The sequence below is a fragment of the Streptomyces sp. S063 genome, assembly GCF_002832675.1.
GTDB lineage: Bacteria > Actinomycetota > Actinomycetes > Streptomycetales > Streptomycetaceae > Streptomyces > Streptomyces sindenensis.
Genome location: NZ_CP021707.1, coordinates 7,358,679 through 7,376,075, shown reverse-complemented (window position 1 = coordinate 7,376,075; position 17,397 = coordinate 7,358,679). Strand labels below are relative to the sequence as shown.

At 73.8% G+C, this 17,397-nt stretch carries 7 protein-coding genes; all 7 read left to right on the top strand.

Going from position 1 to position 17,397, the window contains the following annotated elements; translation table 11 throughout:
* The first annotated feature begins 55 nt into the window (after nucleotides 1–55).
* The 7 genes from CCZ36_RS33475 (at nucleotide 56) to CCZ36_RS33450 (ending at nucleotide 17,379) form a co-directional block, all read left to right on the top strand.
* Nucleotides 56–1,159 carry a sensor histidine kinase gene (locus tag CCZ36_RS33475; RefSeq protein WP_128819851.1) on the top strand — a complete coding sequence of 368 codons (1,104 nt, stop codon included), beginning with the start codon at nucleotides 56–58 and terminating at the stop codon, nucleotides 1,157–1,159.
* Nucleotides 1,160–1,197: 38 nt separating this feature from the next.
* Nucleotides 1,198–1,527, top strand: a complete 330-nt coding sequence (locus tag CCZ36_RS33470) for an antibiotic biosynthesis monooxygenase family protein (protein ID WP_030590653.1) — start codon at nucleotides 1,198–1,200, stop codon at nucleotides 1,525–1,527.
* 279 nt (nucleotides 1,528–1,806) lie between these two features.
* Nucleotides 1,807–5,148, top strand: a complete 3,342-nt coding sequence (locus CCZ36_RS36165; protein WP_237302783.1) for a beta-ketoacyl synthase N-terminal-like domain-containing protein — start codon at nucleotides 1,807–1,809, stop codon at nucleotides 5,146–5,148.
* Between the two features lie 38 nt (nucleotides 5,149–5,186).
* The gene (locus tag CCZ36_RS33465; protein WP_237302782.1) at nucleotides 5,187–14,033 is read left to right on the top strand and encodes a non-ribosomal peptide synthetase; all 8,847 of its coding nucleotides are present in this window, start codon (nucleotides 5,187–5,189) and stop codon (nucleotides 14,031–14,033) included.
* A gap of 48 nt (nucleotides 14,034–14,081) precedes the next feature.
* Nucleotides 14,082–14,600, top strand: coding sequence for a hypothetical protein (locus CCZ36_RS33460; protein WP_128819256.1), 519 nt, complete (start codon nucleotides 14,082–14,084; stop codon nucleotides 14,598–14,600).
* Entirely contained in the window at nucleotides 14,570–15,994 is a 1,425-nt protein-coding gene (locus CCZ36_RS33455) for a hypothetical protein (RefSeq protein WP_128819255.1), read from the top strand. Before CCZ36_RS33460 ends, CCZ36_RS33455 begins: the two co-directional genes overlap by 31 nt.
* Nucleotides 15,991–17,379, top strand: coding sequence for a VWA domain-containing protein (locus CCZ36_RS33450; protein WP_128819254.1), 1,389 nt, complete (start codon nucleotides 15,991–15,993; stop codon nucleotides 17,377–17,379). Before CCZ36_RS33455 ends, CCZ36_RS33450 begins: the two co-directional genes overlap by 4 nt.
* The last annotated feature ends 18 nt before the right edge of the window (nucleotides 17,380–17,397 follow it).

Sequence of the window (17,397 nt, the reverse complement as noted above, 5' to 3'; positions counted from 1 at the left end):
CGGGGCCGAGGGGGCGGTCAGCGCACCGGACAAGGCCGTGGTCAGGCCGCCCGGGTTGAGTGTGCGCCTCAAGCTCACCCTCAGCTACGCCGGGTTCCTCATGGTCGCGGGGATTCTGCTGCTCACCGCGGTGTGGGTGTACCTCCTGCAGTACGTTCCCGATGACTGGGACCAGCGCATGCTGCACCAGAACCCCAACCGCCAGCTCCTCGCGTACACCTTCGCCCCCGCGGCGGGCACCGTGCTGGCGATCCTTCTCGTCTTCGGGCTCGTGGGCGGGTGGTTCCTGGCCGGCCGGATGCTCGCCCCGCTGACCCGGATCACGGAAGCCACCCGCACGGCCACCCACGGATCCCTCTCCCACCGGATCCGGCTGCCCGGCCGCAAGGACGAGTTCCGTGAACTCGCCGACGCCTTCGACACGATGCTCGCCCGCCTGGAGGCGCACGTCGCCGAGCAGAAGCGCTTCGCGGCCAACGCCTCCCACGAGCTGCGCACGCCCCTCGCCGTCTCCCGGACGCTGCTGGAGGTGGCCCGCGCCGATCCCGATCGCGACACCGGCGAGATCATCGACCGGCTCCATACGGTCAACGGCCGGGCGATCGACCTCACCGAGGCGCTGCTCCTCCTCAGCCGGGCGGACCGGCGTTCCTTCACCCCGGAACGCGTCGATCTGTCGCTGATCGCCGAAGAGGCCGCCGAGGGTCTCCTCCCTCTCGCGGAAGAACGCGGCGTCACCCTGGAGACGCGGGGCGACATCGCGACCACGACCGGTTCGCCGACGCTGCTGCTCCAGCTGACCACCAACCTCGTGCACAACGCCATCGTCCACAACCTGCCGGAAGGAGGCACCGTCCAGGTCACGGCGGGCGTCCGCGCCGGGACCGTGGTGCTGACGGTCGAGAACTCCGGTGCCCCCCTTTCCCCCGAGCTGGTCTCGACCCTCACCGAACCGTTCCAGCGGGGCGCCGAGCGTCTGCGGACCCACCACGCGGGGGTCGGCCTCGGCCTGGCCATCGTCGACACCATCACGCGCGCGCACGACGGGACGCTCGTCCTCGCCCCGCGCGCCGGCGGCGGGCTGCGCGTCAGGGTGGAACTTCCCCCGGACGGCGGGAGCGGGGATCGGGGATCGGCGCGGACCCTTCCCTCCCCCTGAAGCGACGAGGTCCGGACCTCGTACGGCAGGATGGTGCCATGAGCGTAGTCAAGATCAATGTGCTGACCGTCCCCCAGGAACAGCGCGAGACGCTGGAGAAGCGTTTCGCGTCCCGTGCCCATGCCGTGGAGAGCTCCGACGGATTCGAATGGTTCGAGCTTCTCCGGCCCGTCGAGGGCACGGACGACTACCTCGTCTACACGCGCTGGCGTGACGAGGCCTCCTTCCAGGCGTGGATGGAGGGCCCGATGAAGGCGGCCCACCAGGGTGGTGACGCCTCCGGCGGCGAGCGCCCCAAGCCGGCGGCGAGCGGTTCCACGGTGTGGTCCTTCGAGGTCGTGCAGCAGGCCGCGCCGACCGGCGCGTAGGCGAGCGCACACCGATGTGCCGGCCTGGCCGGCCGGTCCTGGACCGGCCGGCCAGGCCGCTCCCCCCTGCCGTGCCCACCTTCACAGCGATCACGCCGGCGACTCCGCGCCGGGGCCGGGGCCCGAACCCCTCCGCCGTGTCAGTCCCAGGGTGCACGCGGTCTCCTCCCGGCGGGTGATTCCCCCCGTCCCGCGCGTTTTTAAGATCATTCTTCGGAGAACATCCGGGAACTTCGGAGAACTCGCGCAGAACGGATCGATCGACCGGTGGAGCACCACATGACGCTGCTGGATGTACTGCTGGACGCTGTCCGTGAAACCCCCGGGCAGATCGTCGTGCATGTCCGGGGCGACGGAAGCGAGCTGGCGGTCACCCTGCGCGAGCTTCTGGACGATTCCCTGCGGGTGGCCGGCGGCTTCCGGGAGGCGGGCGTCGCGCCCGGGACCTGTGTGCCGTTGCTCGCCGATCGCAGCGAGGACTTCCAGCCGATGTTCTGGGGCGCCGTGGCGGCCGGTCTCGTTCCCGTTCCGCTGGCCCCCGATGCCCGTCGGGTCCTGCCGGTCTGGGAGCACCTGGGGCGGCCACTCCTCGTCGTGGACGCCTCGACCGCGCCGCTCCTCGATGAGCTGCCCGAGGGTGCCCGCGCGCTGGCCCTCGATGCCCTGCGCGAGGGGCCGGTGCTGCGTGAATCCGCGCCCGGCGGGCGCGACGACGTCGCGTTCCTGCAGTTCTCCTCGGGCAGCACCGGCGCGCCCAAGGGGGTGGAGGTGACGCACCGTGCGGTGCTGGCCAATCTGGAGCAGATACGGGCCGCGTCGGCGCTGAGCGCCGACGACGTGGTGGTCAGCTGGATGCCGTACTTCCACGACATGGGGCTCATCGGTACGCATCTCGCTCCGCTGGCAGCCCGGGCCAGGCAGGTCAAGATCGGTCCGCTGTCGTTCGCCAAGCGGCCCCGCCTGTGGTTCGAGGTGGCGGCCCGGCACCGGGCGACGGTGCTGTCCGCGGCCAACTTCGCCCTCGCGCTGGCCGTACGCCGCGTTCCCGCCGATGTCCTGGCCCGGCTGGACCTCTCGGCCGTACGGCTGCTCCTGGTCGGGGCGGAACCGATCGCGCCCGCGGTGTGGCGTGCCTTCGCCGCCAGGACGCGGCCCGCAGGGCTGGATCCGGCGGCGGCCCAGCCCGTCTACGGCCTGGCGGAGGCGACGCTCGCCGTGACCTTTCCGCCGCCGGGGGACGTGGCCGAGCCGCTGGTCCTGGACCGGGCGTCGCTGAGCGGCGGTGTGGCGGTGGACGCCGAACCGGGCGTGGGCGCGGTCGAGTTGATGGACGTCGGGCGGCCGGTGGCCGGCTGCGCCGTCCGCATCGTCGATGACGAGGGCGAGGTCCTCGGGGACCGGCGGGTCGGGCACATCATGGTGCGCGGTCCCCAACTGGCCCGTGGCTACCACGGCCTTCCCCGCGCGAGCGCGGAGACGTTCACCGAGGGGTGGCTGCGCACCGGTGATCTCGGGTTCCTGCGGAACGGCCGGCTGTGCGTCACCGGCCGGCACAAGGACGTGCTGTTCCTCAACGGCCGCACCTTCCACGCCACGGACCTGGAGGAGGTGGCGGCGGGGACACCCGGGCTGCCGCCCGGCGCCCCGGCGGTGGTCGGTTCGACCGACCCGGTCACCGGTGCGGAGCGTGTCGTCGTGTTCGTCCCCTGGGCGCGGCCCCCGCGCGAGGCGGCGGAGGTGCTCGAACGCGTCGCGGCCCGGGTGCGCGAGGCGCTGCTCCATGACGATGTGCGGGTGCTGGCCCTGCCGCCGGGGGCGTTCCCCCGGACGACGAGTGGCAAGCTGCAGCGTCGGCGGTTGCGGGAGCGTTTCGAGGCGGGTGCGTTCGGGGCTGGTGCGTGGTCGAAGAGTGAGCGGCCGGCGGGCGGCGGCGACGGTGTTCCGTCCCCGGCTCCCCGCGCGGCCGTGCCCCGGGCGCGGGCTCGGACTGTCGAGGCCGTCCGGGAGGTGTGGGCCCGGGTGTTGGAGCGGCCCGCCGAGTCGATCGGCGCGCACGAGCCGTTCGGGAGCCTCGGGGGGACGTCGCTCAAGGCGATGGAGGTCCTGGTGGCGCTGGAGGACTCCTTCGGGGTGACGCTGCCGCCGGCGGTCATCCGCGACCACGGCACGGTGGCCGCCCTCGCCGGTCACCTTCTGACGGTGGCGCCCGGTCCGCCGTCGTCCGCCACCGACACCGGGAGGACCGGAGAAGACGGCGCAGACGGAACAGACGGAACAGACGGGGAAGTCGTCGCCGCCGTCATCGGGATGGCGTGCCGGTTCCCCGGCGCCGAGACCCCCGAGGACTTCTGGGACCTGCTCATCGACGGGTACGACGCCGTCACCCCCGTACCGTACGGGCGTTGGGACGACGACGCCCGCGACCGTCCGGCCGCTCCCCGAAAGCGTTGGGCAGCGCTCCTGGAGGACCCGGCGGCCTTCGACGCCGACTACTTCGGTATCGGCGAGGACGAGGCCCGCGCGATCGACCCGCAGGCGCGGCTCTTCCTGGAGCTGGCGCACGAGGCACTCGAACGCGCCGGATACGCGGGACCGCGTCGGCGTGGTCGCCGTATCGGCGTGTTCGCGGCGGTCGGCGACAGCGGCTACCGCGAGGTGCTGGACCGGGCCTCGGCCGACGGCTCGCCCCTGCCGACGGCGCTCACCGGCAATCTGCCGGCCCTGACAGCCGCCCGGGTCTCGCAGAGCCTCGACCTCGACGGGCCCGCGCTCGCTGTGGACACCGCCTGCTCGTCAGGTCTGGTGGCCCTGCATCTGGCCCGGCGCAGCCTGCTGGACGGCGAGTGCGACCTCGCCGTCGTCGGCGGGGTCAACCTCCACCTGACCTCGACCCCGCACCGGCTCCTGGATGACGCCCAGGCCCTGTCCCCCACCGGGCGCAGCCGCGCCTTCAGTGCCGACGCCGACGGCTTCGTCCCCGGTGAGGGCGGCGCGGCGATCGTCCTGAACCGTCTCGACGCGGCCCGGCTCGCGGACGACGAGGTGCTCGCGGTGGTCCGGGGCACGGCCGTCAACAACGACGGCCGGTCGATGAGCCTCATGGCGCCCAATCCGCTGCGGCAGCGCGAGGTCATCACCCGGGCGTACGAGGCGGCAGGTGTCGACCCCGCATCGGTGACCTATGTGGAGGCCCACGGGACGGGCACGGCCGTGGGCGACCCGATCGAGCTGCGGTCGCTGGCCCACGCGTTTCCCGTACGGCCCGACGGCGAGCCGCGGTTGCTCGGCTCGGTGAAGACGAACATCGGGCATCTGCTGAACGCCGCCGCGTTGCCCGCGCTGGTGAAGGTCGTGCTGGCTCTGGGCCACCGTCGGCTGCCGCCCTCGCTGCACCACGCCCCGCCCGCGCCGGGACTCGCCCCCGCGGGCTTCTCCGTGGTCACCGAGGCCCGGGACTGGACGTCCGCCGGGCCCCTCGTCGCGGGGATCAACGCCTTCGGTTTCGGCGGCACCAACGCCCATGCCGTTCTCGCAGAGGCCCCGCCCCTGCCCCCGGGGCGGCCCCGGCCTCGCCGCCGGGTGGCGCCCGGGAGGCCGGGGTCGAGGGGCCGCACCTGCTGACTCTCTCGGCACGGAGTGCGGGTGCGCTCCGGGACGCGGTGGGCCGCCTGGCCGCGCATCTGGAAAGCCGTCCGGAACTGGGCGACGGCGATGTCTGCCGGACCGCGAGCACGTCCCGGGACGCGGGGCCGCACCGGCTCGCCGTCGTCGTCGACGGTGATCTACGGGAACGGCTCACCGCCATCGCCGCCGGGACGGGCGGAGCGGGCGGGGGCACGGGAACGGGCGGGGCGGGCGGGCGCGCCGGGTCCGGCGTGCCCGGGGCGCGTGTCGTCCGTTCCCGGCCGCGCGTGGCCTTCCTGTTTCCCGGGCAGGGTGCGCAATCCCCCGGCCAGGACCGGACGCTGTACCGTACGGCTCCGGTCTTCCGGGACACGTTCGACGAGGCGTCCGCTCTCCTCGGGCCCGTCCGCGGGCGCCCCCTGCTGGACTGGGGGCTGGACCCGGATGTGGATCCGGCCGCGCAGGCCATGACCGAGGTGGCGCAACCGCTCCTCGTGGCCTCCGGGGTGGCGCTCGCCCGCCAGCTGCGTACCTGGGGTGTGGAGCCCGAAGCGGTCGCCGGGCACAGCGTCGGGGAGATCGCCGCCGCCTGTGTCAGCGGGGTGCTGACGCTCCGGGACGCGGTGCGATTCGCGGCCGAACGGGGTCGCCTCATGGGGGCGTTCACCGGTCCCGGTGCCATGCTCGCCGTTCGCGGGGGTGAGGAGGCCGTCGCGGCGGCGGTGGCGGAGTCGGGCGGAAACCTCACCGTGGCCGCGTACAACGGTCCCGGACTCCAGGTCCTCTCCGGGACCGTCGCCGCCGTGGAGCACGCCGCTCTCACCCTCGAAGCCCAGGGCGTCCCCACCCGCCGCCTGCGGGTCTCGCGGGCCTTCCACTCACCGCTGATGCGTCCGGTGGCCGGCCGGCTCGCCGACGCGGCCCGTGCGCTGACGCCGCGGGTCCCGTCCGTGCCCCTCATGAGCACGGTCACCGGCGCGTGGCAGCCGGTCCTCGATCCGGAGTACCTGCGCGACCACGCCGAGCGCCCGGTGCTGTTCGGGGCGGCCGTGGAACGCCTGGCCCGGGAGGGGTACGACACCTTCGTGGAGATCGGCCACGGAGCGACGTTGTCGGGTGCGGTCCGCGCGGCGGCCGAGGCGTACGCGCCAGGTGAGTCCGGCGGTGGCGTCTCGGTGATGTGCGCCTTGCCGGGGCGTGCCGCCGACCGGTCGGACGACGCTCCGCCGGCCGATGACCGGCACGGCGGACGCGGAGACCTTCTGGAGACCGTCGGCCGGCTGTGGTCGCTCGGCATGCGCCTGGACCGGACCGCGCTCGACGCGGGCCACCGGCGGATTCCCCTGCCCACCTATCCCTTCCAGCGCCGCCGCTACTGGGCCGGACCACCCGCGCCGCGTCCTCTGCTGCACCGGGTCCGGTGGGAGGACGACGCCCTGCCCGGAAAGGGGGCGAGGGCAGTGGGGTCCGTGCGTTCGGTGCTGCTGACCGGGCCCGACCCCGCGTCGGTCGACCGGCTCGCCTCACAGCTCTCCGCCGCAGGGGTGCATCGGTACGAAGCGGGCGACGACGGGCGGCCGGACGCCGTGGTCCTGGTGGCGGGGCCTGCTCCCGTCCAGGACACCGGCGAGGCCCTCGACCGGGCCCTCGGTGCCGCGTCGGCCGCCTTCGACGAGGCCCTCGTACGGTTCGACGAGACGCACGCGGACCGGCTCCTGGTGGTGACCCAGGACGTGCATGCCACAGGCACCGTACGGGAACGGCCACGGCCCGCCCATGCCGTCCTCGGCGGACTCCTGCTGGCGCTGCCGCGGGAGACTCCGCGTGCTGCGGCCACCGCCCTCGACCTCTGCTCGCTGGACACCCCGTCCCAGCATCTGACGGCCGTGCTGGCCGAGCTGGAGTCGGGTGGTACCCCGGGCAGCACGACCGTCGTCGCCTGGCGCGCGGGACGACGGCTCACCCGCCGTTTCGTCCCCCTGCCGACGCCGACGGGCGGCCCCGGGACGAGGCGCACACCGCTGCCGCCCGACGGCACCTTCCTCATCACCGGGGGCGGCGGCGGGATCGGCGCCGCACTCGCCCGGGACCTCGCGGGCCGGGGCCGGCCCACCCTCGTCCTCACCGGGCGCTCTCCCGGGCTTCCCGAGGGCCTGGCCGACGAGCTCCGTACGCTCGGCGCCACCGTTCACCACCGCGTGGCCGATGTCTCGGTGGAGCGGGATGTCGACGCGCTCCTCGCCGAGCTGCCCCGTCTCGACGCCCTCTTCCACGCCGCGGGTGTCGTGCGGCCCGGCACCCTGCGGAACAGGCGTCCCAGGGAGACGGCGGACGCCCTGGCCGCCAAGGCCCGGGGCACCCTGCTGCTCTCCCTGGCCCTGCACCGGCACGGGCTCGACCCGGCGGTCCGTGTCGCCTTCTCCTCCGTGAGTGCCGTACTGCCCGGGTCGGCGGGCGCGCTGGGTGACTACGCCGGTGCCAACGCCTTCCTCGACGCGTTCGCCGCCTCGGAACGACACGCGGGCAGGCCCTGGCAGTCCGTGAACCTCGCCGCCCTGGCCGGTACGGGCATGGCGGCGGCCCTCGGCACCGGGACGACAGGGGGTTCCGCCACCGTACGGAGCGCCGGGGAGCGGCCCGTTGCTCTCGCTCCGGCGCTGGGGGCGCTCCGTACGGCGTGCGGTGTCGACGCGGCGCAGTTGCTGCTCGCCGATCTGGCACCGCCTTCGCCGCCCGGGAACCCGGCGCCCCCGGAAGCCCCGCCCACGACCGCGGGAACCACGGGAACAGGATCAGGGCCGGTGTCCTCCCGAGGCACAGGCGTCGGCTCCAGCACCGCCGCCTTGCTTCGGCGGCTGCTCGCCTCGGCGCTGCGGCTGCCTGCCACCGCGGTTCCGGACGACGAGCCGTTCCTCGCTCTCGGCCTCGACTCACTCGCCGCCGTCGACCTCGTCAGGCAGCTCGAACGGGAACTGGGCAGGTCTCTTCCCGCCACCCTCTTCTTCGAGTACCGGACCGTCACCGAACTGGCCGCGCACCTCGACGGCACACCCGTCGTCGCCGCCGCCCTCCCCCGTACGCCGGCCCCCGTCCCGGACGGGTCCCCCTTCCCGCTCACCCCCGTCCAACTGGCCCTGCACACCAGCAGCCGGCTCCACCCGGACGTCCCGGCCCACGGTTACATCCGCCAGACCGTCCGCGGCCCCCTGGACACCCGGCTCCTGGGCCGGGCGCTCGCCGCGCTCGCCGACCGCCACACCATGCTGCGGATCCGCATCGACGACTCCGCGGGCGCCGGTGGCGGGACCGGTTCCGCGTCACCGGTGCAGTACGTCGCACCGCCCGCCGATCCGTCCACCTGGTACGAGGTCCGCGAGCTGCCCGGTCGTATCGAGGAACTCGAAACGGCCCTGTGCAACCGGCCGTTCGATCTCTCCGCCGAGCCTCCCGTTCGCGCGGTCCTGGCGCGGGAGAGCCCCGAGCTGTCCCACCTGGTGCTGGTGATCCACCACGCGGCCGGTGACGGATACAGCCTCAACGTCCTCGCCGGGGAACTCTGGTCCCTCTACACCGCCTTCGCCCACGGGGACACTCCGACGCTGCCCGCGCTCGGCACCGACTTCGCGCGGTACGCGACCGCTGCCGCCGAACAGCGGGCCTCCACGGACGGTGTGCGCGACCTCGCCGCTGACCGGCGGTACTGGGCGGACCGGCTGGCCTCCCGCGGCGAACCGCTGAGGCTGCCGTACGACGGTGATCCGTGGGCCCTTCCCTCGGCTCCCCTGACCACGCATCAGAGCAGTCTCGACCCGGCGCTGACCGCCGCGTTGGAGAAGCGGGCGGCGGACCACGGGGTGAGCCTGTTCCATCTGCTGCTCGCCGTGCACGTGCGCTGTCTGGCCCGGTGGAGCGGGCAGCGGGAGGTCGCGGTGAACGTCGCCCGCGCCCGGCGGGACGACCGGCTGGCGGGCCTCGACCGGCTCGTGGGACCGCTCGCCGACTCCCTCCCCCTGCTGTGCTCGACGGACCCGGACGAGCCGGTCGGGGCCCTGGCCGAACGGCTGGCGGGGATCTGGCTGGAGAGCGAGCGGCACGCCGGGGTCACCGGCCTGGACCTGGCACGGCTGCTGCCGTCGGACCCGGTCGGGTCCGGGCCCCGGACGGTCGGTCCGGCCGGCTTCAGCTTCTCGCGCTTCCCGGCCGCCCTCGACGAGCGGTGTCCGGTGAGCGTGCGGCCGACCGCCGCCGGGACCGCCACCGCCGCGACCCGGCTGAGCCTGCTGTGCTGGCAGGACGGGGCGGCCCTGCGCTTCTCGTGGAACTTCCCCGTCCGGCTCTTCGCTCCGCAGACGGTGGCCCGCCTGGACCGTGAATTCCACGACGAGTTGGCCGCGACGGCCGTCGCGCCCCTTCCGGCCGCCGGGGCCGGGTCCGGGTCCGGGTCCGGGTCCGGGTCCGCCACGCTCGTACGCCGACTGGTCGAGCGGTTCCGGGCCACCCCGGACGCGGTCGCCGTCGACACCGGCGCCGCCACCCTGACGTACGGCGAACTCGACCGTGCCTCGCAGACTCTCGCGGCGTCGCTCCTCGCCCGTGGCGTCACCCCTGGCAGCCTCGTCGGGCTCCTCACCGAACCCGGCGCCGACACCGTCGTCGCCGTCGTCGCGGCCCTGCGCGCCGGGGCGGGCTGGGTTCCGCTGGACGCGGGACACCCGACCGCGCGCCTGGTGGACCAGCTCACGCGCTCGGGGGTTCGTGCGGTGCTCTGTCATGCCGCGACCCGCGCGGTGGGGGAAGCGCTCGGCGACGTGACCCTGGTCCCCGTCGACGTACCGGCGTCGGCACTCCCGCAGGATTCCCCGGGGTACGGGAGCGGGGTGCCCACGCCCGGCCCCTTGGTCGATGCCTGCGCCGCTGCCGACGGCATCGCGTACGTGATCTTCACATCCGGGTCCACCGGCCGGCCCAAGGCCGTGCCCATCACCCATCGGTCCATGGAGAACTACCTCGACTGGGCCATCGACACCTTCGGGTACGACGAGCACGACCGGCTCGCCCAGACCGCGTCGCCCTGCTTCGACGCCTCCGTCCGCCAGCTCCTCGCCCCGCTGCTCGTCGGCGCCACCGTGGTCACGGTCGACTGGGACCTCCTGCGCGATCCCGACCGGCTGCTGACCCACGTCGAACGCCGCCGGATCACCGTCTGGAGCTCGGTCCCCACACTCTGGGAACAACTCCTCAGCGCCTCCGAGGCACGCGTACGAAGTGGTGCGCCGCTGCCGGACCTTTCCGCCCTGCGGTGGGTCCACGTCGGCGGCGAGGCCCTGTCACCCGCGCACGTACGCCGCTGGTTCGATCTCTTCGGCGACGGTCAGCGCATCGCCAACCTGTACGGCCCCACCGAGGCCACCATCAACACGAGCTGCCACATCATCGGCGACCGGCCCGCCGACCGGGTGCGGCGGCTGCCCATCGGCCGCCCGGTGTCGGGCACGGAGGTGGAGGTCGTCGGACCCGGCGGGGAGACACTGCGGCCCGGCGAGGCCGGCGAACTCCTCATCGCCGGAATCGGTCTGACCCCGGGATACCTCGGGGAGCCGGCCCTGACCGAGGCCGCGTTCACCGTTCGGCGCGGGCGGCGCTGGTACCGCAGCGGCGACCGCGTGCGGTGTTCACAGGACGGCACCCTGGAGTTCCTCGGACGGCTGGACGACCAGGTGAAGATCCGGGGCAACCGGGTGGAGCCGGGCGAGATCGAAGCGGTGCTCCAGACGCATCCCGGTGTCACCCACGCCGTCGTTCTCGCCGAGGACGGACGCCTCACCGCCTTCGTGACCCCCGGGCCCGGTCCGTCGCGGGCATCCGGGGATTCCGGTTCGTCCGGAGCGGATGCCGTGGAGCTGCGGCGTCATCTGGCGGAGGCGCTGCCCGCGTACATGATCCCGTCCCGGATCACCCGCGTCGAAGCGATGCCGCTCACGGGCACGGGCAAGATCGACCGCCGTGCGCTGGCGAGTCTCCGGGAAGCGCCTCCCCGTTCACCGTCCCGTGCGGCAGCGGCCCGTACAGCGCCCCGCACGCCGACCGAGATCCGGCTCGCCGCCATCTGGGCCGCGCTGCTCCAGGCCGACGACGTGTGCCGCGAGGACGACTTCTTCGTCCTGGGCGGCGACTCCCTGCTCGTGCTGGAGGTGTTCGACCGGCTGGAGAAGCAGGGCGGGCCGCTCCCCCGGCCGACCGTGATCTACCGCAACCGCACGCTCGCGGCCCTCGCCTCCGCCGTGGACGCGGCAGCGGCCTCCGCCCACACGGTTGAGACCTCCACGGACGCCGCCGCCGGTACCGGGGCGCCTGCTCCCTTCCCCCTGACCCCCACCCAACGGGGTTTCCTGCTGGCCGAGGCGATCGCGCCGGGCACGACATCGTCCTGGCTCACCCGGTTCCGCCTGCGCGGCCGCCTCGACACGGTCCGCTTCCAGAGCGCGGTGGACACGCTCGTCGGGCGCCACCCGATGCTGCGCACGGTCTTCCCCGCCGGGGCGCGCCCGACCGTCCAGCAGGAGCTGCCGTCCTCGCTGCGTCTGCCGGTCGACTTCGAGACGCTTACCGACCCGGAGCAGGTGGAGGAGCGCGTCACCGCCGAGCGGGCACGCCGTTTCGAACCCTGGGCCTGGCCCCTGCTGCGTCTGCGGGTGCTCACCCTCGCTGCCGACGAGCACGTCCTGGTGGCACACGCCCACCACATCATCGGCGACGGTTACAGCGCCGCGCTCCTGGTGCGGGAGCTGATCACCGTGTACGACGTCCTGGCCCGGGGTGAGGTGCCTGCTCAGGTGCCCCTGCGCAGTACCTTCCGCGACCACGCCGTCCGCCTCGCGGAGTCCGCGGATGCCACCATGACGGATCCCCGGGTCCCGCCCCGCGACGACCGGTGGGCGCGGCTGAGTGCCCCCTACCGGCCTCCCGTGTTCTCCGCCGGTACGGACACCGGCGCACGGCCGGACACCGACGCTCGGCCGGACACCGCGGCGAGTCCGCTCTTCCACACGCACGGGTTCACGGTCGACGCCGAACAGGTGGAGGCGTTGCGCAGTCTCGCCGTGCGCACCGGGACCACCCTCTACGCCCCCGTGCTCACCGCCTACTACCGGGCACTCGCAGCCACCACCGGCCGGGCGGATCTGGTGCTCGGTCTCGCGGTGAGCGGCCGGGACGACGCCCTGCCCGACGTACACCGGGTGTTCGGCCCGTTCGCCACGGCCGTTCCTCTCCGACCCGCGGGTCCGGCGTCGGTTCGGGGGGACGGCACCGGGTTCGAGGACGATCTGCGGCATCTCGCCCTGGAGGCCGCCGAAGCTCGGACGTACGAGGGGGCGGTTCCCTCGCTTCCCAACGGGCTGCCTCTGGCCTCGCAGTTCTTCTTCACCTATCTGGACTTCTCCGCCCTGGGCCCGGAGAGCGGAGAGACGCTGACCGTCACCCGGGAGGACGGCGACAGCCTGTACACGCCACCTCCGGCCGGTACGGATGTGTTCCTGGCCGCCGGTCCGGAGGGCGGGCGGCTGCGGATCACCGTCCGCGCGTCGGCCACGGCGTTCACCCCTCGGGCGCTGGCCGCGTTCGCGGACGCGGTACGCGACGGTCTGGCGCACGCGGCGGCCTCGGCCGTGCCCGGCGCCGGTCCTCGCGGGCTCGGCCTGACGAGCCGTCCCGAGGGGCCCGGCACGTCTGACCGTGCGGGCCGGGACGAGCCGGTGGACGCCGCGCTCGTCGGCTATCTGCCCTCCCCGGCCGACCTCGCGCGGATGGCGGGACTGCCGGCGGCGGCCCTGCCGCGCGAGGAGCTGCGGACCCTGTTGTTCCCCGGCGGACGACCGCGGCTCCTGGAGACGCTGCGCACCCCGCTGGGCCGTTCGGGCTTCGTGTGCGTCCCGCTGTTCGCGGACGAACTCGCCCCCGGCGACGGTCTGCTCGGGCACACCACACGCGGCGTGGAGCTCGCCTCGCGTCTCGGGGCGCGGGCCGTGTCCCTGGCCGGAATGATCCCGTCGCTCACCGGCTACGGATTCGACGTCCTGCGGACCGTCGGGGCGGACGGATCGGCTCCTGCCATCACCACCGGTCACGCGGCGACCGTCGTGTCCGTCGTCGGGACCGTGCACGCCGCGCTCGACGCGACGCGGCAGCAACTGGGCTCCCTCACCGTCGCGTTCGTGGGGCTCGGCTCGATCGGATCCTCCTCGCTGGAGCTGCTGCTCACCCTGGCCCAGGACCCGCCCTCCCGGCTGCTGCTCTGTGACGTACCGGGCAGCGGACCGCGTCTCAAGGAACTGGCCGACGGTCTTCTGCAACGCGGCCTCGCCGAAATCGTGGAGGTGTTCGAGTCGGACCAGGGGCTGCCCGACGCCGTGTACGGGGCCCGTCTGATCGTCGCGGCGGTCAGCGGGGGCGGCACGCTCCTGGACATCGACGCTCTCGCCCCGGGGACGACGGTGGTCGACGACTCGTTCCCGCACTGCTTCGACACCACGCGCGCCTTCGGGCGGATGGAACGGGCGAAGGACGTCCTGGTCGTCGGGGGCGGGCTGCTGAGCGCCGGGCCCGCCGAGCGGCAGGTGGCCGAGGGGCTGCCGGCCGCCGCGGAGGCCGGCTATCTGGCGCAGCCGATGGTGGCGGACACCGTCGCGTCCTGTCGGCTGGAGTCCCTGCTCCACGCCTCGGGCGCCGCGGTGCCGCTCGTCCACGGCCCGGTCGACGCGGCCACCGGGCTTGCCTACTGGGAAGCGGCGGAGACGGCGGGCATCCGCGCCGCACCCCTGCACCTCCTCACCCGCACCATCGGCCCGGGGATGATCGACGGCGTTGTCAGTGGTCGGGATTAGGTTCGTTGATGTCCCGCCACGAAGGCGTGGACGTCCCCTTTCGCATGCATGGGAGTTGGCGCGTTGTCGGTCTGGGAGCAGTCGAGTACCGCGCGGGTGATGGCGCCCGCGCGCCCGCGGAAGCTGGCCAAGGTGCCGTTCGTCGAACTGGCCGACGGGCGGTTGCAAGGGGTCGTCTCCAGCGGGTCGGACATCGGGCGGGTGTATGTGTCGTCGGTGGCGGCGCGGACGTACGCGTTCGCGTGCAGCACCAACAACAACCGGCCCTGCGGCGGTGCGCGCGGCATGTTCTGCAAGCACATCCAGGCGCTCGTCGGCGAGGCGGTGCTGCAGTACGGGGCCGGGCGCGTCGCCCGCTATCTCGCGGTGGAGCCCCCGGACGGGGAACCGGACGCGCAGTCGCTCACCGCCGCCATGACCGCGACGCGGCCCGAGAAGAGTGATTCCTCGGCGGCCGCCCAGGTGTTCAGCCGGTTCCTGCGGCAGCTGGCCTATCTCGAACTGGTCCCGGTCACGTCGCCGTTGCCCGAGATGCAGTGGTTCCCGCCGACGAGGGCGGTGGCGTGATGCGCGGCGATCTGCTGTCCGATCCGGTCGAGGGGCTCGACGAGGCGCTCGCCGCCGTCGACACCTTCGACGAGGCGCTGGTGGCCGGTCTGCTGCGGCCGGGGGCCGCGCAGGCGGCCGCGGTCGCCGGGCTCGCCGAGTCCGTCGCGGGGACGCCGTTGGCCGCCCGGGTCGCGGAGGCGGCCGAGCAGGCGGCGGCCGGGGCCGCCGGGGAGGATCACTTCGTGGCGCTGGCGGCCGCCCGCGGCGCGCTGCTCGGCTCCGTCCACGACGCGTTGGCGCTGCGCATCGACGAGGCCGTCGGCAGGCCCGCCCCCGAGGAGAAGCCCGGTCCGGCCGCCGCCGGGCCGGAGAACGGGACGAACCTTCTCGCGGCGGCTCGCAGTTGGCTGTGCGACCTGGCGCGCAGCGGCTGGCGGGGCATCGACCACGAGCTGGTCGCCGGGGCCGCCCCGGTGGTCTCCGCGATGCTGCCCGATCCGGGTCTGCGCCGCCGGGCGACGCTGCTCGACGGGTTCGCCGCCGAACTCGCCGCGTCCTGCCCGGGGGCGGCCCTGGAGCGGGTTCCGGTGCGCCGCTGGGCCGATCTGTGGTCCCGTGCCCTGCTGTTGACGGTGCCGGGCTCCGCGGGGGATCGGCCCGACGGTTCGGTGACCGGTCGGCTGCTGCCGCTCGGTGTCGATGTGCAGGAGCATGCGACGGCCGTACAGGCCCAGGTCCATGCCGTGTTCGAGCCGGCGGACGGGGGCGCGCCCCGTCTGGTGCGTGCCGGGGTGTCGGCGCCGAAGCCCGACACGGTCGTCGGGGCGGGGCTGTGGCAGTTGCTGCGTCCCCGGATGTCGTTGCTCGGTGCCGTGAGCGAGGGCCGCTCGATGGATCTGGACGCCATGCCGGTGACGGCCGAGGGGGATCTGGTCTGGGACGACGAGCGGGCCCGTGCGGGTGAGCCGGCCGATCCCTTCGCCACGGCGCGGGTGAGGCTGTCGGCGGCGACGGCCGCCCGTGTCGCTCCACTGGACCGGCATCCCGTGCGGATCGCCGTGCCGGTGCTGCTGGAGGGGTATGCCGCACACAGCGAGGAGGGGCGGCTCGCGTTCGATCTCGCCGGGCAGCGCCTTGCCGTGGACACCGACCGGATACCCGCCGCCGGTCCGCTGACGCCCGGGGCGGTCGCCGCCTCCCGCGCCTGCGTCGGGCTGCTGCGCTGGGATGCCGGGGAGTTCCTCCTCCAGCCGCTCGCGGTCGAGACGACCGTGCGGAAGAAGACCGTCGCCGTCCACGCCGGGGCGTGGGCGGGCGGCACCACCGACAAGGCCGGTGTGCGGGCGGAGAAGGCCGCCACCGATGCCGTCGCCGTGCTGCGCGAGCGCGCCGGAAGGCTGTTGCGGAAATGACCGAGGACCTCACCGGGCGGTCGCCCGGCCCCGTCGCCGACCCGTCGCCTGCCGGGCCCGACCCGTACGAGAACCGCCGTCAGGTGCTGTACTGGCGACTCCTGGCCCGTCTCCTCGACGGTGAGGAGCAGCCCTCCCTGGAGTCGGCGAGCCTGGGTGTGGTCGAGGACATCGGCCTGCCGTCGGCGCTGCTCGATCCGGGGACGTCGCTCGACTCGGTGGTGCAGCGCCATCCGGAGCTGGCCGCCGAGTTCGACGGACTGATGACGCCGGAGGACGGTGCGGACGGCGCCCGTGACCGGGCGGCGGAGGTGCGGCGTGCCGCGCTGGTGTCGAAGGTGCTGCTCAATGTCTTCGCGACCGGTTCGAGCGCGGTGACCGCCGAGCAGTTGGCGCGCTGGCAGTCCGACGCCGGCTGGCTGGAGCGTGCGCTGGGCTGTCCGCCGGGCGGACTTCGCGGCGGGCGGGCGTCGGGGGCGGGCCTGGACGCCGGCGGTCTCGGGCCCGAGCTGGCGGCGATCGAGGCGGATCTCGTGGGACGCATGCGGCTGCGGGAGGTGCTGGCCGATCCGGCGCTGGCCGCGCGGCTGACGCCCAGCATGTCGCTGATCGAGCAGCTGCTGCGGGACAAGGGCAATCTGTCCGGTGTGGCCCTGGCCAACGCGAAGTCCCTCATCCGCCGTTACGTCGACGAGGTGGCCGAGGTGCTGCGTACCCAGGTGGAGAAGGCCACCGTCGGCGAGCTGGACCGTTCAGTGCCGCCCAAGCGGGTCTTCCGCAATCTCGACCTTGACCGCACGATCTGGAAGAACCTCACCAACTGGAGTCCGGAGGAGGAGCGGCTGTATGTCGACCGCCTCTACTACCGGCACACGGTGCGCCGGACGACACCGCAGCGGCTGATCGTCGTCGTGGACCAGTCCGGTTCCATGGTCGACTCGATGGTGAACTGCACCATCCTGGCCTCGATCTTCGCCGGGCTGCCGAAGGTGGACGTCCATCTCATCGCCTACGACACCCGCTCGATCGATCTCACGCCGTGGGTGCACGATCCGTTCGACGTGCTGCTGCGCACGAATCTCGGCGGGGGCAACGACGGGCCCGTCGCGATGGCGATGGCGCGCCCGAAGATCGCCGAGCCGAAGAACACCGTCATGGTGTGGATCTCGGACTTCTACGAGTTCGACCGTTCCCAGCCTCTGTTCGAAGGCATCGAGGCCGTTCACCGCTCCGGGGTGAAGTTCATCCCCGTCGGCTCGGTGACCAGCTCCGGGCGGCAGGAGGTCAATCCGTGGTTCCGGGAGCGGTTCAAGGCTCTGGGCACGCCGGTGGTCTCCGGGCACATCGACAAGCTCGTCCACGAACTCAAGACGTTTCTCACCTGAGGCCCCGCGGGGTGTGAC

Coding starts and splice junctions, on each gene's coding strand:
- CCZ36_RS33470 (WP_030590653.1), top strand. CDS start 1,198: ATGAGCGTAGTCAAGATCAATGTGCTGACCGTCCCCCAGGAACAGCGC.
- CCZ36_RS36165 (WP_237302783.1), top strand. CDS start 1,807: ATGACGCTGCTGGATGTACTGCTGGACGCTGTCCGTGAAACCCCCGGG.
- CCZ36_RS33460 (WP_128819256.1), top strand. CDS start 14,082: ATGGGAGTTGGCGCGTTGTCGGTCTGGGAGCAGTCGAGTACCGCGCGG.
- CCZ36_RS33450 (WP_128819254.1), top strand. CDS start 15,991: ATGACCGAGGACCTCACCGGGCGGTCGCCCGGCCCCGTCGCCGACCCG.